This is a genomic window from Caldimonas brevitalea (assembly GCF_001017435.1).
GTDB lineage: Bacteria > Pseudomonadota > Gammaproteobacteria > Burkholderiales > Burkholderiaceae_C > Caldimonas > Caldimonas brevitalea.
Window position 1 is genome coordinate 5,726,214 of sequence record NZ_CP011371.1, and the last position, 16,954, is coordinate 5,743,167.

The window sequence follows — 16,954 nt, forward strand, 5'->3', positions numbered from 1 at the left end:
GGCGAGAGCCGGCCATGAAAAAGGCCAGCACGAGGCTGGCCTTGATCGGTTGCGGCAGCGGATGCTGCTGCTACTGCCTTATTCGGCGGCGGCTTCAGCGCCTTCGGCTTCGGTCGCCTCGGGACGGTCGACCAGCTCGACGTAGGCCATCGGGGCGTTGTCGCCGACGCGGAAACCCATCTTCAGGATGCGCGTGTAGCCGCCCGGGCGAGCGTTGAAACGCGGGCCCAGGACTTCGAACAGCTTCACGACGTTGTCGCGGTTGCGCAGGCGCGAGAACGCCAGGCGCTTGTTGGCGACGGTCGGCTCCTTGCCGAGGGTGATCAGCGGCTCGACGACGCGACGCAGTTCCTTGGCCTTGGGCACCGTGGTCTTGATGGCCTCGTGCTCGATCAGCGAGTTGGCCATGTTGCGGAGCATCGCCAGGCGGTGCTCGGAGGTGCGGTTGAGTTTGCGAAGGCCGTGACGGTGACGCATGGTGCTTTCCTTTCTTTATTGAACCCCGGCCGGATCAGGTACCGGGGGTTGCACATCACCCCGGCTCGGTGGCCGGGGCGACGGGGTGCCGGCCTGCAGCCGACACCCCGATTTTTTAACGCTTGTCGAGGCCGGACGGCGGCCAGTTCTCGAGCCGCACGCCCAGCGTGAGGCCGCGCGAAGCCAGCACTTCCTTGATTTCATTGAGCGACTTGCGACCCAGGTTCGGGGTCTTGAGCAGCTCGGTCTCGGTGCGCTGGATCAAATCGCCGATGTAATAGATGTTCTCGGCCTTCAGGCAGTTGGCCGAGCGCACCGTCAGTTCGAGCTCGTCGACCGGGCGCAGCAGGATCGGGTCGAACTGCTGGCTGCGTTGCGCCGGCTGGTCGAACGCGGCAATCTCGCTGCCTTCCAGCTGTGCGAACACGGCCAACTGCTCGACCAGGATCTTGGCCGATGCGCGGATCGCTTCCTCGGGCGAAATGGCGCCGTTGGTTTCGATCTCCATCACCAGCTTGTCGAGGTCGGTGCGCTGCTCGACGCGGGCGCTTTCGACGGTGTAGCTGACACGCCTGACCGGCGAGAACGAAGCGTCCAGCACGATGCGGCCGATCGATTTGGTCGGCTCGTCACCGAAACGGCGCAGGTTGCCGGGGACATAACCACGGCCCTTCTCGACCTTGATCTGCATGTCCAGCTTGCCGCCTTGCGACAGGTGGGCGATCACGTGGTCCGGGTTGATGATCTCGACGTCGTGCGGCGTCTGGATATCACCGGCGGTGACGGCGCCCTCGCCTTCCTTGCGCAGCACCAGCGTGACTTCCTCGCGGTTGTGCAGGCGGAACACCACCCCCTTGAGGTTCAGCATGATGTGCACGACGTCTTCCTGCACGCCGTCGATCGTCGAGTACTCGTGGAGCACACCCGCGATCGTCACTTCGGTCGGCGCGTAACCCACCATCGACGACAGCAGCACACGACGCAGCGCATTGCCCAGCGTGTGGCCGTAGCCGCGCTCGAACGGCTCGAGCGTGACCTTCGCGCGGTGGCCGCCCAGCGGCTCCACGTTGATGGCTTTGGGTTTCAGCAGATTGGTTTGCATGAGGTCTTCCTGTCAATACCCTCGGCTCGTTACACCGATAAGGCTGATGGACCACCTGGGGGGCGTACAGCACCCCTCCAGGACCGGAACACGGCAAAACCCGCCCACGCCCGGCCACTGCCAGGCGTTTGCGGGTTCCGCGAAGGGGAAACGATCAACGCGAGTACAACTCGACGATCAGCGATTCGTTGATCTCGGCGCCGAATTCGTCGCGGTCCGGAGCCTTCTTGAACACGCCTTCGAGCTTGGTGCCGTCGACCTGCACCCAGGCCGGCAGACCGATCTGCTCGGCCAGTTTGTAGGCGTCCTGGATGCGCAGCTGCTTCTTGGCTTTTTCACGCACGGCGACCACGTCACCAGCCTTGACCAGGTACGACGGGATGTTCACCACTTCGCCATTGACCGTGATGCCCTTGTGCGACACCAGCTGGCGGGCTTCCGCACGGGTCGAGCCGAAGCCCATGCGGTAGACCACGTTGTCCAGGCGCGACTCGAGGATCAGCAGCAGGTTGGCGCCAGTGTTGCCGCGGCGACGCTCGGCCTCGGCGAAATAGCGGCGGAACTGACGCTCCAGCACGCCATACATGCGCTTGACCTTCTGCTTCTCGCGCAGCTGCAGACCGAAGTCCGAGGTGCGGGAACCCGAGGTGCGGCCGTGCTGGCCGGGCTTGGAATCGAACTTGGCCTTGTCGCCGATCGCGCGCCGGGCGCTCTTCAGGTAAAGGTCCGTGCCTTCGCGGCGGGAAAGTTTGGCCTTCGGGCCGAGGTAACGTGCCACTTGAGTGCTTCCTCTGATGTCTGACGTGTCCGCGGCCTTGGCCGCTGGTCACGCGAGTCTGGCGCTGCAGGTCAAAGAATTCTTCGAAACGCGCAGACGGTGGGCTTCAACGAAACCGCCGGCCCGGCGTTTTCACACCGGCCGGCGAACGGAAAGCTCGAAATTATATTAGATACGGCGACGCTTCTGGGGGCGGCAGCCGTTGTGCGGGATCGGCGTGACGTCCGAGATCATGTTGATCCGGATGCCCAGCGCGGCCAGCGCACGCACCGACGACTCACGACCCGGGCCGGGGCCCTTGATCTCGACGTCGAGATTCTTGATGCCTTGTTCTTGAGCCGCACGACCCGCCACTTCGGCCGCCACCTGGGCAGCGTACGGCGTGGACTTGCGCGAGCCCTTGAAACCCTGGCCACCGCTGGAAGCCCAGGACAGCGCGTTGCCCTGGCGGTCGGTGATCGTGATGATGGTGTTGTTGAACGACGCGTGCACGTGAGCAATACCGTCCGCAATGTTCTTGCGGATCTTCTTGCTCACACGCCGAGCGGCGGTATTCGCAGGTGCTTTAGCCATGGTGACCTTCTTTCAATCAGCTCGTTCGGCGGCTTATTTCTTCAGCTGCACGCCGGACTTGCGCGGGCCCTTGCGGGTCCGGGCGTTCGTGCGGGTGCGCTGGCCGCGCATCGGCAGCCCGCGGCGATGACGGAAACCGCGGTAGCAGCCGAGGTCCATCAATCGCTTGATGTTCATCGTCGTTTCGCGGCGCAGGTCGCCTTCGATCGTCAGACGACCCACCTCTTCACGGATCTTTTCCAGATCAGCGTCGGTCAGGTCCTTGATCTTCTTGCTGTAGGCGATGCCGACGGCGTCGCAGATCTTCTGCGCCGTGGTGCGACCGATCCCGTAGATCGAGGTCAAACCGATTTCCGCATGCTTTTGGGGCGGAATATTGATACCAGCAATACGTGCCATGTGGGTCCTCTAATTCGCGTTCATCAGGATGATCGTGTCCCGATCAGCCCTGGCGTTGCTTGTGACGCGGGTCGGTGCAAATCACGCGAACCACGCCGTTGCGACGGATGATCTTGCAATTGCGGCAGATCTTTTTGACGGATGCCGAAACTTTCATGGTCTTCTCCTTGACCTTTGTTGCTCGCTACGCCGACCAGCGGCCCGATGAACGATCGCGATATTCCGAGTATGAACAGTGCCGCTCACTTCGCTCGGAACACGATGCGAGCTCGACTCAAATCGTAGGGCGTCAGCTCCACGGTCACCTTGTCGCCGGGGAGGATGCGGATGTAGTGCATCCGCATCTTTCCGGAGATATGACCGAGCACGACATGCCCGTTCTCCAACTTCACGCGAAACGTTGCATTGGGCAAGTTCTCGAGGATCTCGCCCTGCATCTGAATGACGTCGTCTTTCGCCATTGCGTCTTCGTCTGTTCGCGTTCGTTGAACCGGCTCAGCCGGCCTTGAAATTTGCCTTCTTCAGCAGCGACTCGTACTGCTGCGACATCACATACGACTGCACCTGCGCCCAGAAGTCCATCGTCACGACCACGATGATCAGCAGCGACGTGCCGCCGAAGTAGAACGGGACGTTGTACTTGAGGATCAGGAACTCCGGCAGCAAGCAGACCAGCGTGATGTAGATCGCACCGGCCAGCGTCAGCCGAGACAGGATGCGGTCAATGTATCGCGCAGTCTGGTCGCCAGGACGGATCCCAGGGATGAACGCGCCGCTCTTCTTCAGGTTGTCTGCCGTCTCACGGCTGTTGAACACCAGCGCCGTGTAGAAGAAGCAGAAGAAGATGATCGCAGCCGCATACAACATCACATACACGGGCTGGCCCGGATGCAGCGCGTCGGCAATGTTCTTCAACCAGCGCAGGCTGTCACCGCTGCTGAACCAGCTCACGACGGTGGCCGGCAACAGGATGATCGACGACGCGAAGATCGGCGGGATCACGCCAGCCATGTTCAGCTTCAGCGGCAGGTGCGAGGACTGACCCCCGTAAACCTTGTTGCCGACCTGCCGCTTCGCATAGTTGACGAGGATCTTGCGCTGACCACGCTCGACGAACACCACACCGTAGGTCACCGCGCCGATCACGACGATGATCAACAGCGCGACGACTTCGTGCATCGCCCCGGTACGCACCAACTCGAACAGTCCGCCGATCGCGCTGGGCAGGCCCGCCGCGATACCGCCGAAGATCAGGATCGAGATGCCGTTGCCCAGGCCGCGCTCGGTGATCTGCTCACCCAGCCACATCAAGAACATCGTGCCAGCCGTCAGGCTGATCATCGCGCTGATGCGGAAGCCGAAACCCGGCGCCAGCACCAACCCCGGCGAGCTTTCGAGCGCGATCGCGATCGACAGCGACTGGAACAACGCCAGGCCCAGCGTCCCGTAGCGGGTGTACTGGGTGATCTTGCGTCGACCGCCTTCGCCTTCCTTCTTGAGCTGCTCCAGCGAGGGCACCACGTAGCTCATCAGCTGCATGATGATCGATGCAGAGATGTACGGCATGATGCCCAACGCGAACACCGTGAAACGCGACAGCGCTCCGCCGGAGAACATGTTGAACAGACTCAGGATGCCGCCTTGCTGGCTCTTGAAGAGCTGCTGCAGCTGCGTCGGATCAATGCCCGGCACGGGAATGTGCGCGCCGATCCGGTAGACCACGAGCGCCATCACCAGGAAGATCAGCCGGCGACGCAAGTCGCCGAACTTCCCGGTTTTGGCCAGCTGAGGTGCGTTGGTTGCCACTGGGTGTGTGTCCTAGAGCCGGTTGCGACGCTGAACCGTCACTCGGCCAGGGAGCCGCCGGCTGCCTCGATGGCGGCCTTGGCACCTGCCGTCGCGCCGATCCCCTTGAGAGCGACCTTCTTCGTCAATTGACCGGCAGCGATCACCTTGACGTTCTTGGCCAACTCAGGAACCAGGCCCGCTTGCTTCAGCGCGATCAGATCGACTTCGGCCGCATCCAGGCGCTCGAGGTCCGACAAACGGATCTCGGCGTTGAACTTCAGCAGTTGCGACTTGAAGCCACGCTTGGGCAGGCGACGCTGCAGCGGCATCTGGCCGCCTTCGAAGCCCACCTTGTGGTAGCCACCGGCGCGCGACTTCTGACCCTTGTGGCCACGACCCGCCGTCTTGCCCAGACCGGAACCGATACCCCGGCCCACGCGGCGCTTGGCGTGCTTGGCGCCAGCTGCCGGCTTGATGGTATTGAGTTGCATCTTGTCCTCAGCCGCTTCAGAGCACCTTGACCAGGTAGCTCACCTTGTTGATCATGCCGCGCACCGCCGGGGTGTCTTCCAGCACGGACTCGCTGTTCATGCCGCGCAGACCGAGGCCGCGCACCGTGGCGCGGTGATCGGCACGGGTGCCGATCGGGCTGCGAACCAGCTTGACCTTCAGAGTTTTCTTGTCATCCGCCATGATGTTGCTCCTGGCTTTCAGCTGAAGATTTCTTCAACGGTCTTGCCGCGCTTGGCAGCGATCTCGGACGGCGTGGTCGAGTTGGTCAGCGCATTCAGCGTCGCGCGCACCATGTTGTAGGGGTTGGTCGAACCATGGCTCTTGGCCACGATGTCGGTCACGCCCATCACCTCGAACACTGCACGCATCGGACCACCGGCGATGATGCCGGCACCGGCGGGAGCCGGCGCCATCAGCACCTTGGCCGCACCGTGCTCGCCGTTCACCTTGTGGTGCAGCGTGCCGTTCTTCAGGCTCACCTTGATCATGTTGCGGCGGGCCTGCTCCATCGCCTTCTGGACAGCGACCGGCACTTCACGCGCCTTGCCCTTGCCCATGCCGATGCGGCCATCGCCGTCGCCGACCACGGTCAGTGCAGCGAAACCGAGGATACGGCCGCCCTTCACCACCTTGGTGACGCGGTTCACGGCGATCATCTTCTCGCGCAGACCGTCGTCGCGGCCTTCGTCGGCCACCTTCGGTTGAAACTTTGCCATTTCAGATTCCTTGAGGTCTTGCGCTTAGAACTGCAGGCCGCCTTCGCGGGCCGCCTCGGCCAGGGCCTTGACCCGGCCATGGAAGGCGAAACCAGCGCGGTCGAACGCCACTTTCTCGACGCCAGCAGCCTTCGCCTTCTCGGCGATGCGCTTGCCAACGATCGAGGCTGCGTTCACGTTGCCGCCCTTGCCGGCACCACCCAGCTGCTCGCGAACTTCCTTCTCGGCGGTCGAGGCGGTCGCGAGGACCTTCTGGCCGTCTTCGGAAATCACGCTGGCATAGATGTGCGTGTTCGAGCGAAACACCGTCAGGCGCGCGACACGCAGTTCCGCAATGCGGACACGGGTCTGGCGGGAGCGGCGCAGGCGCTGTTCTTTCTTGGTCAACATCTCGCGGCTCCTTACTTCTTCTTGGTCTCTTTGATAGAGACCTTCTCGTCGGAATAGCGGATCCCCTTGCCCTTGTAGGGCTCGGGCGGACGGAAGGCACGCACTTCAGCGGCGATCTGGCCCACCACCTGACGGTCGGAACCCTTGATCAGGATTTCGGTTTGCGTCGGGGTTTCCACCTTGATACCTGCCGGCATTTCCTTCACCACCGGGTGAGAGTAGCCAACTTGCAGGTTCAGCTTCTGGCCTTGGGCTTGGGCGCGATAACCCACGCCCACCAAGTTCAGCTTCTTCTCGAAGCCCTTGGTGACACCGTTGACCATGTTCGCGACGAGCGCACGCATCGTGCCGGACATCGCATTGGCTGCCGCCGAGTCGTTCACCGGGGTGAACGTCAGCTTGCCGCCTTCATTCTTGACCGTGACCAGCTGGTTCGTTTGGCGCACCAGGGTGCCCAGCGAACCTTTGACGCTGATCTGTTCGGCCGTGATCGCCACATCCACGCCTTGCGGGACGGCGACCGGCATTTTTCCAACGCGGGACATTTCTTAGCCTCCCTCGATCAGGCGACGTAGCACAGCACTTCGCCGCCGATACCGGCTTGACGTGCTTTGCGGTCGGTCATCACACCCTTGGGCGTCGTCACGATCGCCACGCCGAGGCCATTCATGACCTGCGGAATGTCGTGGCGGCCCTTGTAGATACGCAAGCCGGGGCGGCTCACGCGCTCCAGGCGCTCGATCACCGGACGACCGGCGTAGTACTTCAGCGAAATCTCGAGTTGCGGCTTGGCTTCTTCACCACGCACCGCGAAACCGTCGATATAACCTTCGTCCTTCAGGACTTGGGCGATCGCCACTTTCAGCTTCGAAGCAGGCATCGAGACGCTGGCCTTCTCAACGGTCTGAGCGTTGCGAATGCGGGTCAGCATATCGGCGATAGGATCACTCATGCTCATAGGATTCTCCTGTCGGGCCGATTACCAGCTGGCCTTGACGACACCGGGGATGTCGCCTTCGAAAGCCAATTCGCGGATCTTGTTACGGGCGAGGCCGAACTTGCGGAACGTGCCGCGCGGACGACCGGTCAGGCCGCAACGGTTGCGCTGACGCGTCGGGTTGGCGTTGCGCGGGAGCTTCTGCAGCTCCAGACGGGCGAGATAACGCTCTTCGTCCGACTTCTTGGCGTCGTTGGCGATCGCCTTCAGTTCGGCATACTTCTTGGCGAACTTCGCGACCAGGTCGGCGCGCTTTTGCTCGCGCTGCTTCATCGAAACTTTAGCCACGAACCACCTCAGTTCTTGAACGGGAAACGGAATTCCGCGAGGAGCGCCTTGCACTCGTCATCGGTCTTCGCCGTCGTGGTGATGCTGATATTCAGGCCGCGCAGGGCGTCGACCTTGTCGTACTCGATCTCGGGGAAGATGATCTGTTCTTTGACGCCGACGTTGTAGTTGCCGCGACCATCGAACGAACGACCCGAAATACCGCGGAAGTCACGCACGCGGGGCAGCGCCACGGTCACGAAGCGGTCCAGGAATTCATACATCTGGACGCCACGCAGCGTGACCATGCAGCCGATGGGCACCCCGTCGCGGATCTTGAAGCCGGCGATTGCCTTGCGGGACTTGGTGACCACAGGCTTCTGGCCGGCGATCTTGGTGAGGTCGCCGACGGCGTTGTCCATCACCTTCTTGTCCGCCACCGCCTCGCTCACACCCATGTTGAGCGTGATCTTGGTGATACGCGGCACTTCCATCACCGACTTGTAGCCGAACTTCTGCACCAGGTTCGGCACCACTTTTTCGCGGTAAAACTCTTGCAAACGAGCCATCTCGAACCCCTTTAAGCCTTGATCTCTTCGCCGCTCGACTTGAAGACGCGAACCTTCTTGCCGTCTTCGAGGAGCTTGATGCCAACGCGATCGGCCTTGCCGGAAGCGGGGTTGAAGATGGCGATGTTCGACTGGTGGATGGGCATGGTCTTGTCGACGATGCCACCGGTCGTGCCCTTCATCGGGTTGGGGCGCACGTGCTTCTTGACGACGTTGACGCCTTCGACCACCAGATGGTCTTCATCGATGCGCGCGGACACGGTGCCGCGCTTGCCCTTGTCGCGACCGGTCAGAACGATGACCTGGTCGCCTTTACGAATTTTGTTCATGGCCTGTCCTCGCTCGCAGCTCAGAGAACTTCCGGAGCCAGCGACACGATCTTCATGAAGCGCTCGGTACGCAGTTCACGCGTCACCGGGCCGAAGATGCGGGTGCCGATCGGCTCCAGCTTGTTGTTCAGCAGCACCGCAGCGTTGCCGTCGAACTTGATCAGCGAACCATCTTGGCGGCGCACGCCCTTGGCCGTACGCACGACCACGGCACTGTAGACCTCGCCCTTCTTGACGCGGCCACGCGGCGCTGCTTCCTTGATGCTCACCTTGATGATGTCGCCGATACCGGCGTAACGACGCTTGGAACCACCGAGCACCTTGATACACATGACGGACTTCGCGCCAGTGTTGTCGGCGACGTCCAGTCGCGATTGCATTTGAATCATGTATGTCCCCAACTTTTCCCGCTGAGCCCCCTGTGCCCATCACAGGAAACAACGCGGTCAGTCTTGGGCCCGTTCAGACCGAGCGAGCCCGGCCACTGGGCGAAGCCGGCTCGTGTTGGAGGCTGTGCCACCCTGCACCACGAGTCAGCAGCGACTAGTTGCTGCTGGACCCATCAATGAGGAAATGGCCGCATCCACCCGGATTCCGGCGAAGCTGCGAATTATGAGGGATGGAAAACCCGATGTCAACACGCTGACATCGGGCAGCAGGAGTGCGCGGCCCAGGGTCGGCCGATCACCGCCTCAGGCGCGCAGTTGCCGGGCCTGCTCCAACAACTTGTCGGCACCGCTGACTTCGAACTTGCCCGGCGCCTCGACATTGAGCGACTTCACGACGCCGTCCACGACCAGCATCGAGTACCGCTGCGAGCGCACCCCCATGCCGCGGGCGGTGAGGTCGAGCGTCAGGCCGGTCGCCTTGGCGAATTCGCCGCTACCGTCGGCCATCATGCGCACCTTGCCGGAGGTCTTCTGGTCACGGCCCCAGGCGCCCATCACGAAGGCATCGTTGACCGACACGCACCAGATCTCGTCCACACCGGCCGCCTTGAAGGCGTCCGCCTGTTCGACATACCCCGGCACGTGCTGCGCCGAGCAGGTCGGCGTGAAGGCGCCGGGCAACGCGAAGATCGCGATGGTCTTGCCGGCGGTGGCCTGCTGGATGTCGAAGCTGTTGGGGCCGAGCGAGCAGCCGTCGCCTTCGACTTCGATGAACTCCTGCAGCGTGCCGGCGGGCAGCTTGTCTCCGACTTTCAACATGATGAACCTCTCCTCCTGGGTAGCAAAAAAAACCGACCGGAAATGAAAAACGGCCGGGCGCCAGTATGGCGCACGACCGCTTTCGGGGTGCGGCGTCCAGGGCTTGCCCCGGAGCGCCGACGGGTGTCAATCAGACGACGCGAGCTTTCTCGATCAGGCGCGTGACGACCCAAGACTTGGTCTTGGAGATCGGACGACCTTCGGCGATCTCGACCATGTCACCCATCTTGTACTCGCCCTTTTCGTCATGGGCATGGTACTTGCGGGAACGGGCCACGATCTTGCCGTACAGCTCGTGCTTCACGCGGTTTTCGACCAGGACCGTGACAGTCTTGGCGCGCTTGTCGCTCACCACGCGACCCACGAAGGTGCGGGTGTTCTTCTCGCCGGCTTGAGCGTCCGTCATTTGGCGGCTCCTTGTTTCTTCTTCTCGGCCAGGATGGTCTTGGCACGAGCGATGTCGCGGCGGGTCTTGCTCAGCTGGGAGTGGTTGCCCAGCTGCTGGGTCGCCTTTTGCATGCGCAGGCCGAAGTGGGCCTTGAGCAGGTCTTTGACTTCCTTCTCGAGACCTTCGACGTCCTTGTTGCGCAGTTCAGATGCTTTCATCACGTTCTCCGAATGCGTCGATCAGGTACCGATCTGGCGTGCGACGAAGATCGTGCGCAGCGGCAGCTTGGCGGACGCCAGTTGGAAGGCTTCACGAGCCAGCGCCTCGGGGACGCCGTTGATCTCGTAGAGCACCTTGCCCGGCTGGATCTCCGCTACGTAGTACTCGGGGTTGCCCTTGCCGTTACCCATACGGACTTCAGCCGGCTTCTGCGAAATCGGCTTGTCCGGGAAGATGCGGATCCAGATGCGGCCGCCACGCTTCACGTGACGGGAGATCGCACGACGGGCCGCTTCGATCTGGCGAGCGGTGAGACGACCACGTTCGGTGGCCTTCAGGCCGAAATCGCCAAACGACACACTGGCGCCGCGGGTGGCGATGCCGGTGTTACGGCCCTTCTGTTCCTTGCGGAACTTGCGACGAGCGGGTTGCAACATGTTTTATTCTCCTTACGCCTCGCCCGTGCCGGAGCCCGGGGTGGCGGCTTTGCGCACGCGCTTGACGGCGGGAGCGCCCTTCGCGGCGTCAGCGGTCGCCTCGGCAGGCTTGTCGCTGCCATCGGCCGGGGCTTCGTTGCGGCCTGCGCCAGCACGAGCACCAGGGCCACCACGCGGGGGACGACGATCGCCGGACGGGCGGTCGCCGCGGTCACCACGCGGGCCACGACGGTTGCGACGGTCGTCTTCGGGACGCTCGTCGGTCTTGGCAGCCGGCGCTTCGCCGCGGCCCAGACGGTCGCCCTTGTAGACCCACACCTTGACGCCGATGACGCCGTAGGTGGTCTTCGCTTCCGAGAAGCCGTAGTCGATGTCGGCACGCAGGGTGTGCAGGGGCACACGGCCTTCGCGATACCACTCGGTACGTGCGATTTCGATACCGTTCAGACGGCCGGCGGACATGATCTTGATGCCCTGGGCGCCGAGACGCATCGCGTTCTGCATCGCGCGCTTCATCGCGCGGCGGAACATGATGCGCTTTTCGAGCTGCTGGGTGATCGAGTCGGCGATCAGCTGGGCATCGATTTCGGGCTTGCGCACTTCTTCGATGTTCACTGCCACCGGCACGCCCAAGCGGCGCGTCAGTTCGGCCTTCAGGTTCTCGATGTCCTCGCCCTTCTTGCCGATCACCACACCCGGACGCGCCGAGTAGATGGTGATGCGGGCGTTCTTGGCCGGACGCTCGATCAGGATGCGCGACACCGCGGCATTCTTGAGGCGAGCCTTCAGGAACTCACGCACCTGCAGGTCTTCAGCCAGCATGGTGCTGAAGTTGCGGTTCGACGCGTACCAGCGCGACGCCCAGGCACGGGTGACGGGCAGCCGGAAGCCGGTCGGATGGATTTTCTGTCCCATAGTCTTCCTGTCTGCCTATCAGTTGCCGACGGTCACGAAGATGTGGCAGGTGGGCTTGCTGATGCGGTTGCCGCGGCCCTTGGCGCGTGCGGTGAAACGCTTCAGCGTGGCGCCTTGCTCCACATAGATCGTCTTGACCTTCAATTCGTCGATGTCGGCACCGTCGTTGTGCTCGGCATTGGCGATCGCGGACTCGAGCGCCTTCTTGATGATCACGGCAGCTTTTTTCTGCGTGAACTCCAGGATGTTGAGTGCCTGGTCCACCTTTTTGCCGCGGATCAGGTCTGCCACCAGTCGACCTTTGTCGACCGACAGACGCACGCCGCGAACGCTTGCACGGGTTTCCATGGCCACTCCTTAACGCTTTGCTTTCTTGTCCGCCGGGTGACCCTTGAACGTACGGGTCAGGGCGAACTCGCCGAGCTTGTGGCCGACCATCTGGTCGGTCACGTACACCGGCACGTGCTGCTTGCCGTTGTGCACGGCAATCGTCAGGCCGATGAACTCGGGCAGGATGGTGGAACGGCGCGACCAGGTCTTGATCGGCTTCTTGTCCTTGGTCTCGACCGCCTTCTCAACCTTGCCTTGCAGGTGATGGTCGACGAACGGACCCTTTTTGAGTGAACGAGCCATAACCTACCTCTTACTTCTTGCGACGCGACACGATCATGCTCTGCGTGCGCTTGTTGTTGCGGGTGCGGTAGCCCTTGGTGAGCGTGTTCCACGGAGACACCGGAGCACGCGCCTCGCCGGTGCGGCCTTCGCCACCACCGTGCGGGTGATCCACCGGGTTCATCGCGACACCGCGAACGGTCGGACGGATGCCCTTCCAGCGGATCGCGCCGGCCTTGCCGTACTGGCGCAGGCTGTGCTCTTCGTTCGACACTTCACCGATGGTCGCGCGGCAGTCGATGTGGATACGACGCACTTCACCCGAGCGCAAACGGACCTGAGCGTAGGTGCCTTCGCGGGCCATCAGCACCGCCGAGGCGCCAGCCGAACGCGCGATCTGCGCGCCCTTGCCGGGCAGCATCTCGATGCAATGGATAGTTGAGCCCACCGGAATGTTGCGGATCGGCAGCGTGTTACCCGCCTTGATCGGCGCTTCGGCGCCGCTCAGCACGGTTGCACCAGCTTCCAAGCCACGCGGCGCGATGATGTAGCGACGCTCGCCGTCGGCATAGCACACCAGCGCGATGTGGGCCGTGCGGTTCGGATCGTATTCAATACGCTCCACTTTCGCGGGGATGCCGTCCTTGTTGCGACGGAAGTCGACCACGCGGTAGTGATGCTTGTGGCCACCGCCCTTGTGACGGGTGGTGATGTGGCCGTTGTTGTTGCGGCCCGCATTCTGCTTCTGCGGCTCGAGCAGCGACTTCTCGGGCGCGCCCTTGTGCAGGTGCGAATGCACCACTTTCACCACGGCGCGACGGCCGGGCGAGGTGGGCTTGAGTTTGACGACGGCCATTACGCAGCCTCCCCGGAGAAGTTGAGCTCTTGGCCTTCCTTCAGCGACACGTAGGCTTTCTTGACATTGTCACGACGCCCGATCGTGCGGCCAAAACGCTTGACCTTGCCCTTCTGGTTCACCACCTGAACGGCATCCACCTCGACCTTGAACATCAGTTCAACGGCAGCCTTGATCTCGGGCTTGGTGGCGTCGCGCAGGACCTTGAACAGCACCTGGTTGTGCTTTTCGGCAACCGCCGTGGCCTTTTCGGACACGATCGGCTGGACCAGCACCTGCATCAGGCGGCCTTCATCGAATTTCAGAGTGCTCATGCGAACATCTCCTTGAGCTGCTCCATCGCGGCCTTCGTCACCAGGACCTTCTTGTAGAAGACCAGCGACAGCGGATCGGCGTAGCGCGGCTCGACGACGAGCACGTTGGCCAGATTGCGCGAAGCGAGGTAGAGGTTTTCGTCGACCTGGTCGGCGATCACCATGACAGAGTCGAGGCCCATGGCCTTGAACTTCTGTGCCAGAGCCTTGGTCTTGGGCGACTCGACCGTGAGGGAGTCGACCACGGCCAGGCGGCCGTCACGGGCCAGCTGCGAGAAGATGGCGGCCATGCCGGCGCGGTACATCTTCTTGTTGACCTTCTGGCTGAAGTTCTCGTCGGGGCTGTTCGGGAAAATCCGACCGCCTCCACGCCACAGCGGCGACGACGTCATACCGGCACGGGCGCGGCCGGTGCCCTTTTGGCGCCACGGCTTCTTCGTCGAGTGCTTGACGGTCGCACGGTCCTTCTGGGCACGGGTGCCGAGACGGGCGTTCGCCTGGTAAGCCACCACCACCTGGTGCACGAGCGCTTCGTTGTAGTCGCGGCCGAACACGGTGTCAGGAGCGTCCACCTTCGAGGCGGCCTGACCTTGTTCGTTCAGGAGCTCGAGCTGCATTACTGGGCCCCTTTCTTGACCTTGACCTTCACGGCCGGGCGAACGACCACATGGCCGCCCTTCGAGCCGGGCACCGCGCCCTTGACCAGCAGCAGCTGGCGGGCTTCGTCGATGCGGATGATGTCGAGGTTCTGGGTGGTGACGGTTTCGTCGCCAAGGTGGCCCGACATCTTCTTGCCGGGGAACACGCGGCCCGGGTCCTGCGCCATCGAGATCGAGCCGGGCACGTTGTGCGAGCGGCTGTTACCGTGGGAGGCGCGCTGCGAACCGAAGTTGTGGCGCTTGATGGTGCCCGTGAAGCCCTTGCCGATAGACGTGCCCTGCACGTCGACCATCTGGCCGACCGCGAACAGCGTCGTCACCGGCACCTGGGCGCCGGCCTTGTATTCGGCGGCGATTTCAGGGGTCACGCGGAATTCTTTGAGCAGTTCACCGGCTTCGACGCCCGCTTTCGCGAGGTGGCCAGCTTCCGGCTTGGTGACGCGCGAAGCTTTGCGCGTTCCGTACGCCACCTGGATGGCGCTGTAGCCGTCGGTCTCAACGGTTTTCACCTGGGTCACGCGGTTGTTCGACACGTCGAGCACCGTCACGGGCACGGCGTCGCCGTCGTCCGTGAAGATGCGCATCATGCCCACCTTGCGGCCCAGCAATCCGAGGCGATTGCTAAGACTCATTGTTTTCTCCAATGCCCGACATCGATTGGCCGGGCTGACTGATGTGCGATGGGCCGGGGCCCACCACGAGTGCGACACCCTCTGGGAGTGCCTGCTTACAAACCACAAAGGCCCACCGAAGTGGGCACTTGTGGAAAAGCCGAGGATTATAGCAACTGCGGCGGCAACCGCAATGTCAATAGCCCCAAGCTGTCAAGTCCTGCGTGTTACTGCAGCTTGATCTCGACGTCGACGCCAGCGGGCAGGTCCAGCTTCATCAGCGCGTCGACGGTCTTGTCGGTCGGGTCGACGATGTCCATCAGGCGCTGGTGGGTGCGGATCTCGAACTCGTCGCGCGAGGTCTTGTTGACGTGCGGCGAACGCAGGATGTCGAAACGCTGCTGGCGGGTGGGCAGGGGCACGGGGCCCTTGACGATCGCGCCGGTGCGCTTGGCGGTGTCGACGATTTCCAGAGCCGACTGGTCGATCAGCTTGTAGTCGAACGCTTTGAGGCGGATGCGGATCTTTTGCTTTTGCATGACGGTGTCCTAAAGAGCGGTGCCGCTGGATGTGCGGCTGGTGTTTGAGACTGCGCGCAGGGAGCCGAAGCTCCCTGCGCTGAAGTCACGCAGTGGCTTACTCGATGATCTTCGCAACCACGCCGGCGCCGACGGTACGGCCGCCTTCACGGATGGCGAAGCGCAGGCCTTCTTCCATGGCGATCGGGGCGATCAGCTTGACGGTGATCGTCACGTTGTCGCCGGGCATGACCATTTCCTTGTCCTTCGGCAGTTCCACCGCGCCGGTCACGTCCGTGGTACGGAAGTAGAACTGGGGACGGTAGTTGTTGAAGAATGGGGTGTGGCGGCCGCCCTCTTCCTTGCTCAGCACATACACCTCGGCGGTGAAGTGCGTGTGCGGCTTGATGGAGCCCGGCTTGCACAGCACTTGGCCGCGCTCGACGTCTTCACGCTTGGTGCCGCGCAGCAGGATACCGACGTTGTCGCCAGCCTGGCCCTGGTCCAGCAGCTTGCGGAACATTTCCACGCCCGTGCAGGTGGTCTTCTGGGTGGCCTTGATGCCGACGATTTCGATTTCTTCGCCGACCTTGACCACCCCGCGCTCGACGCGACCGGTCACCACGGTGCCGCGGCCAGAGATCGAGAACACGTCTTCCACCGGCATCAGGAAGGTGCCGTCGATGGCACGCTCGGGCGTCGGGATGTAGGTGTCCAGCGCTTCGGCCAACTTCATGATGGCCTGCTCGCCCAGCTCACCCTTGTCGCCTTCCAGCGCCAGCTTGGCCGAACCCTTGATGATCGGGGTGTCGTCGCCGGGGAACTCGTACTTGCTGAGCAGTTCGCGCACTTCCATTTCGACCAGCTCGAGCAGCTCGGCGTCGTCGACCATGTCGCACTTGTTCAGGAACACGATGATGTAAGGCACACCGACCTGACGCGCCAGCAGGATGTGCTCGCGGGTCTGGGGCATCGGGCCGTCAGCGGCCGAGCACACCAGGATCGCGCCGTCCATCTGGGCGGCACCGGTGATCATGTTCTTGACGTAGTCGGCGTGGCCCGGGCAGTCCACGTGGGCGTAGTGGCGGTTGGCCGTCTCGTACTCGACGTGGGCGGTGTTGATCGTGATGCCGCGCGCTTTCTCTTCGGGCGCCGCGTCGATCTGGTCGTAGGCCTTGGCTTCGCCGCCGAACTTGGTCGACAACACCGTCGTGATCGCCGCCGTCAGCGTCGTCTTGCCGTGGTCAACGTGACCGATCGTGCCGACGTTCACGTGCGGCTTGGTACGTTCAAACTTGCCTTTTGCCATTGCTATCTCT

31 protein-coding genes are annotated in these 16,954 nt (G+C 62.7%); all 31 read right to left on the reverse strand.

The window, feature by feature from the left end; all coding sequences use genetic code 11:
- Nucleotides 1–78 precede the first annotated feature (78 nt).
- A complete protein-coding gene (gene rplQ / locus AAW51_RS24315; RefSeq protein ID WP_047196689.1) occupies nt 79–477 on the reverse strand; it encodes a 50S ribosomal protein L17 in 399 nt (132 codons plus the stop codon).
- Nucleotides 478–592: 115 nt separating this feature from the next.
- The gene (locus AAW51_RS24320; RefSeq protein ID WP_047196690.1) at nt 593–1,579 is read right to left on the reverse strand and encodes a DNA-directed RNA polymerase subunit alpha; all 987 of its coding nucleotides are present in this window, start codon (nt 1,577–1,579) and stop codon (nt 593–595) included.
- Between the two features lie 154 nt (nt 1,580–1,733).
- Nucleotides 1,734–2,357 carry a 30S ribosomal protein S4 gene (rpsD, locus tag AAW51_RS24325; protein WP_047196691.1) on the reverse strand — a complete coding sequence of 208 codons (624 nt, stop codon included), beginning with the start codon at nt 2,355–2,357 and terminating at the stop codon, nt 1,734–1,736.
- 168 nt (nt 2,358–2,525) lie between these two features.
- Nucleotides 2,526–2,930: a 30S ribosomal protein S11 gene (gene rpsK, locus AAW51_RS24330; protein WP_047196692.1), complete on the reverse strand. Its 405-nt coding sequence runs from the start codon at nt 2,928–2,930 to the stop codon at nt 2,526–2,528.
- 33 nt (nt 2,931–2,963) lie between these two features.
- A complete protein-coding gene (gene rpsM, locus AAW51_RS24335) occupies nt 2,964–3,329 on the reverse strand; it encodes a 30S ribosomal protein S13 (protein ID WP_047196693.1) in 366 nt (121 codons plus the stop codon).
- Between the two features lie 43 nt (nt 3,330–3,372).
- Nucleotides 3,373–3,486 (reverse strand): 50S ribosomal protein L36, encoded by a 114-nt coding sequence (rpmJ, locus tag AAW51_RS24340; protein WP_047196694.1) that lies wholly within the window; start codon nt 3,484–3,486, stop codon nt 3,373–3,375.
- A gap of 85 nt (nt 3,487–3,571) precedes the next feature.
- Nucleotides 3,572–3,790: a translation initiation factor IF-1 gene (gene infA / locus AAW51_RS24345; protein ID WP_009855680.1), complete on the reverse strand. Its 219-nt coding sequence runs from the start codon at nt 3,788–3,790 to the stop codon at nt 3,572–3,574.
- A gap of 34 nt (nt 3,791–3,824) precedes the next feature.
- The gene (gene secY / locus AAW51_RS24350) at nt 3,825–5,135 is read right to left on the reverse strand and encodes a preprotein translocase subunit SecY (protein ID WP_047196695.1); all 1,311 of its coding nucleotides are present in this window, start codon (nt 5,133–5,135) and stop codon (nt 3,825–3,827) included.
- 38 nt (nt 5,136–5,173) lie between these two features.
- Complete coding sequence (rplO, locus tag AAW51_RS24355) at nt 5,174–5,608, reverse strand: 50S ribosomal protein L15 (RefSeq protein WP_047196696.1); 435 nt, start codon at nt 5,606–5,608, stop codon at nt 5,174–5,176.
- Nucleotides 5,609–5,624: 16 nt separating this feature from the next.
- Nucleotides 5,625–5,810 (reverse strand): 50S ribosomal protein L30, encoded by a 186-nt coding sequence (rpmD, locus tag AAW51_RS24360; RefSeq protein ID WP_047196697.1) that lies wholly within the window; start codon nt 5,808–5,810, stop codon nt 5,625–5,627.
- A gap of 17 nt (nt 5,811–5,827) precedes the next feature.
- Complete coding sequence (gene rpsE / locus AAW51_RS24365; RefSeq protein WP_047196698.1) at nt 5,828–6,346, reverse strand: 30S ribosomal protein S5; 519 nt, start codon at nt 6,344–6,346, stop codon at nt 5,828–5,830.
- A 24-nt stretch (nt 6,347–6,370) separates the two neighbouring features.
- Nucleotides 6,371–6,736: a 50S ribosomal protein L18 gene (gene rplR, locus AAW51_RS24370; RefSeq protein ID WP_047196699.1), complete on the reverse strand. Its 366-nt coding sequence runs from the start codon at nt 6,734–6,736 to the stop codon at nt 6,371–6,373.
- 11 nt (nt 6,737–6,747) lie between these two features.
- Nucleotides 6,748–7,281: a 50S ribosomal protein L6 gene (gene rplF, locus AAW51_RS24375; protein ID WP_047196700.1), complete on the reverse strand. Its 534-nt coding sequence runs from the start codon at nt 7,279–7,281 to the stop codon at nt 6,748–6,750.
- 17 nt (nt 7,282–7,298) lie between these two features.
- A complete protein-coding gene (gene rpsH, locus AAW51_RS24380; protein ID WP_047196701.1) occupies nt 7,299–7,694 on the reverse strand; it encodes a 30S ribosomal protein S8 in 396 nt (131 codons plus the stop codon).
- A 21-nt stretch (nt 7,695–7,715) separates the two neighbouring features.
- On the reverse strand, nt 7,716–8,006 hold the full coding sequence (rpsN, locus tag AAW51_RS24385; protein ID WP_417903627.1) for a 30S ribosomal protein S14: 291 nt from the start codon (nt 8,004–8,006) through the stop codon (nt 7,716–7,718).
- A gap of 23 nt (nt 8,007–8,029) precedes the next feature.
- Nucleotides 8,030–8,569, reverse strand: coding sequence for a 50S ribosomal protein L5 (gene rplE, locus AAW51_RS24390; protein ID WP_047196703.1), 540 nt, complete (start codon nt 8,567–8,569; stop codon nt 8,030–8,032).
- A gap of 11 nt (nt 8,570–8,580) precedes the next feature.
- Complete coding sequence (gene rplX / locus AAW51_RS24395; protein WP_047196704.1) at nt 8,581–8,898, reverse strand: 50S ribosomal protein L24; 318 nt, start codon at nt 8,896–8,898, stop codon at nt 8,581–8,583.
- A gap of 20 nt (nt 8,899–8,918) precedes the next feature.
- Nucleotides 8,919–9,287 (reverse strand): 50S ribosomal protein L14, encoded by a 369-nt coding sequence (gene rplN, locus AAW51_RS24400; protein ID WP_047196705.1) that lies wholly within the window; start codon nt 9,285–9,287, stop codon nt 8,919–8,921.
- Between the two features lie 303 nt (nt 9,288–9,590).
- Nucleotides 9,591–10,106: a peroxiredoxin gene (locus AAW51_RS24405; protein WP_047196706.1), complete on the reverse strand. Its 516-nt coding sequence runs from the start codon at nt 10,104–10,106 to the stop codon at nt 9,591–9,593.
- Nucleotides 10,107–10,236: 130 nt separating this feature from the next.
- The gene (gene rpsQ, locus AAW51_RS24410; RefSeq protein WP_047196707.1) at nt 10,237–10,512 is read right to left on the reverse strand and encodes a 30S ribosomal protein S17; all 276 of its coding nucleotides are present in this window, start codon (nt 10,510–10,512) and stop codon (nt 10,237–10,239) included.
- Complete coding sequence (gene rpmC / locus AAW51_RS24415) at nt 10,509–10,715, reverse strand: 50S ribosomal protein L29 (RefSeq protein WP_047196708.1); 207 nt, start codon at nt 10,713–10,715, stop codon at nt 10,509–10,511. The genes rpsQ and rpmC overlap by 4 nt, the downstream gene beginning before the upstream one ends.
- Nucleotides 10,716–10,733: 18 nt before the next feature.
- Nucleotides 10,734–11,150: a 50S ribosomal protein L16 gene (gene rplP / locus AAW51_RS24420; protein WP_047196709.1), complete on the reverse strand. Its 417-nt coding sequence runs from the start codon at nt 11,148–11,150 to the stop codon at nt 10,734–10,736.
- A gap of 12 nt (nt 11,151–11,162) precedes the next feature.
- Nucleotides 11,163–12,065 carry a 30S ribosomal protein S3 gene (rpsC, locus tag AAW51_RS24425; protein WP_047196710.1) on the reverse strand — a complete coding sequence of 301 codons (903 nt, stop codon included), beginning with the start codon at nt 12,063–12,065 and terminating at the stop codon, nt 11,163–11,165.
- Between the two features lie 18 nt (nt 12,066–12,083).
- On the reverse strand, nt 12,084–12,413 hold the full coding sequence (gene rplV, locus AAW51_RS24430) for a 50S ribosomal protein L22 (protein ID WP_047196711.1): 330 nt from the start codon (nt 12,411–12,413) through the stop codon (nt 12,084–12,086).
- Nucleotides 12,414–12,422: 9 nt separating this feature from the next.
- A complete protein-coding gene (rpsS, locus tag AAW51_RS24435; RefSeq protein ID WP_047196712.1) occupies nt 12,423–12,698 on the reverse strand; it encodes a 30S ribosomal protein S19 in 276 nt (91 codons plus the stop codon).
- Between the two features lie 10 nt (nt 12,699–12,708).
- Nucleotides 12,709–13,533: a 50S ribosomal protein L2 gene (gene rplB, locus AAW51_RS24440; protein WP_047196713.1), complete on the reverse strand. Its 825-nt coding sequence runs from the start codon at nt 13,531–13,533 to the stop codon at nt 12,709–12,711.
- Nucleotides 13,533–13,847 carry a 50S ribosomal protein L23 gene (gene rplW / locus AAW51_RS24445; protein ID WP_047196714.1) on the reverse strand — a complete coding sequence of 105 codons (315 nt, stop codon included), beginning with the start codon at nt 13,845–13,847 and terminating at the stop codon, nt 13,533–13,535. The genes rplB and rplW overlap by 1 nt, the downstream gene beginning before the upstream one ends.
- On the reverse strand, nt 13,844–14,464 hold the full coding sequence (gene rplD, locus AAW51_RS24450) for a 50S ribosomal protein L4 (protein WP_047196715.1): 621 nt from the start codon (nt 14,462–14,464) through the stop codon (nt 13,844–13,846). The genes rplW and rplD overlap by 4 nt, the downstream gene beginning before the upstream one ends.
- Nucleotides 14,464–15,138 (reverse strand): 50S ribosomal protein L3, encoded by a 675-nt coding sequence (gene rplC, locus AAW51_RS24455; RefSeq protein ID WP_047196716.1) that lies wholly within the window; start codon nt 15,136–15,138, stop codon nt 14,464–14,466. Before rplC ends, rplD begins: the two co-directional genes overlap by 1 nt.
- 206 nt (nt 15,139–15,344) lie before the next feature.
- Entirely contained in the window at nt 15,345–15,656 is a 312-nt protein-coding gene (rpsJ, locus tag AAW51_RS24460; protein WP_047196717.1) for a 30S ribosomal protein S10, read from the reverse strand.
- A gap of 97 nt (nt 15,657–15,753) precedes the next feature.
- The gene (tuf, locus tag AAW51_RS24465; RefSeq protein WP_047196718.1) at nt 15,754–16,944 is read right to left on the reverse strand and encodes an elongation factor Tu; all 1,191 of its coding nucleotides are present in this window, start codon (nt 16,942–16,944) and stop codon (nt 15,754–15,756) included.
- Nucleotides 16,945–16,954: the final 10 nt, after the last annotated feature.

Coding starts and splice junctions, on each gene's coding strand:
- rpsJ (WP_047196717.1), bottom strand. CDS start 15,656: ATGCAAAAGCAAAAGATCCGCATCCGCCTCAAAGCGTTCGACTACAAG.
- rpsK (WP_047196692.1), bottom strand. CDS start 2,930: ATGGCTAAAGCACCTGCGAATACCGCCGCTCGGCGTGTGAGCAAGAAG.
- rplD (WP_047196715.1), bottom strand. CDS start 14,464: ATGCAGCTCGAGCTCCTGAACGAACAAGGTCAGGCCGCCTCGAAGGTG.
- rplV (WP_047196711.1), bottom strand. CDS start 12,413: ATGGAAACCCGTGCAAGCGTTCGCGGCGTGCGTCTGTCGGTCGACAAA.
- AAW51_RS24320 (WP_047196690.1), bottom strand. CDS start 1,579: ATGCAAACCAATCTGCTGAAACCCAAAGCCATCAACGTGGAGCCGCTG.
- rplX (WP_047196704.1), bottom strand. CDS start 8,898: ATGAACAAAATTCGTAAAGGCGACCAGGTCATCGTTCTGACCGGTCGC.
- rpsC (WP_047196710.1), bottom strand. CDS start 12,065: ATGGGACAGAAAATCCATCCGACCGGCTTCCGGCTGCCCGTCACCCGT.
- rplF (WP_047196700.1), bottom strand. CDS start 7,281: ATGTCCCGCGTTGGAAAAATGCCGGTCGCCGTCCCGCAAGGCGTGGAT.
- AAW51_RS24405 (WP_047196706.1), bottom strand. CDS start 10,106: ATGTTGAAAGTCGGAGACAAGCTGCCCGCCGGCACGCTGCAGGAGTTC.
- rplN (WP_047196705.1), bottom strand. CDS start 9,287: ATGATTCAAATGCAATCGCGACTGGACGTCGCCGACAACACTGGCGCG.
- rpsH (WP_047196701.1), bottom strand. CDS start 7,694: ATGAGCATGAGTGATCCTATCGCCGATATGCTGACCCGCATTCGCAAC.
- rplO (WP_047196696.1), bottom strand. CDS start 5,608: ATGCAACTCAATACCATCAAGCCGGCAGCTGGCGCCAAGCACGCCAAG.
- rplR (WP_047196699.1), bottom strand. CDS start 6,736: ATGTTGACCAAGAAAGAACAGCGCCTGCGCCGCTCCCGCCAGACCCGT.
- rpsS (WP_047196712.1), bottom strand. CDS start 12,698: ATGGCTCGTTCACTCAAAAAGGGTCCGTTCGTCGACCATCACCTGCAA.
- rpsM (WP_047196693.1), bottom strand. CDS start 3,329: ATGGCACGTATTGCTGGTATCAATATTCCGCCCCAAAAGCATGCGGAA.
- rplE (WP_047196703.1), bottom strand. CDS start 8,569: ATGGCTCGTTTGCAAGAGTTTTACCGCGAAAAAGTGGTGCCGAACCTG.
- rpsE (WP_047196698.1), bottom strand. CDS start 6,346: ATGGCAAAGTTTCAACCGAAGGTGGCCGACGAAGGCCGCGACGACGGT.
- rplC (WP_047196716.1), bottom strand. CDS start 15,138: ATGAGTCTTAGCAATCGCCTCGGATTGCTGGGCCGCAAGGTGGGCATG.
- rplW (WP_047196714.1), bottom strand. CDS start 13,847: ATGAGCACTCTGAAATTCGATGAAGGCCGCCTGATGCAGGTGCTGGTC.
- tuf (WP_047196718.1), bottom strand. CDS start 16,944: ATGGCAAAAGGCAAGTTTGAACGTACCAAGCCGCACGTGAACGTCGGC.
- rpmD (WP_047196697.1), bottom strand. CDS start 5,810: ATGGCGGATGACAAGAAAACTCTGAAGGTCAAGCTGGTTCGCAGCCCG.
- rpmJ (WP_047196694.1), bottom strand. CDS start 3,486: ATGAAAGTTTCGGCATCCGTCAAAAAGATCTGCCGCAATTGCAAGATC.
- rpsN (WP_417903627.1), bottom strand. CDS start 8,006: ATGAAGCAGCGCGAGCAAAAGCGCGCCGACCTGGTCGCGAAGTTCGCC.
- rplQ (WP_047196689.1), bottom strand. CDS start 477: ATGCGTCACCGTCACGGCCTTCGCAAACTCAACCGCACCTCCGAGCAC.
- rplB (WP_047196713.1), bottom strand. CDS start 13,533: ATGGCCGTCGTCAAACTCAAGCCCACCTCGCCCGGCCGTCGCGCCGTG.
- infA (WP_009855680.1), bottom strand. CDS start 3,790: ATGGCGAAAGACGACGTCATTCAGATGCAGGGCGAGATCCTCGAGAAC.
- rpsQ (WP_047196707.1), bottom strand. CDS start 10,512: ATGACGGACGCTCAAGCCGGCGAGAAGAACACCCGCACCTTCGTGGGT.
- rplP (WP_047196709.1), bottom strand. CDS start 11,150: ATGTTGCAACCCGCTCGTCGCAAGTTCCGCAAGGAACAGAAGGGCCGT.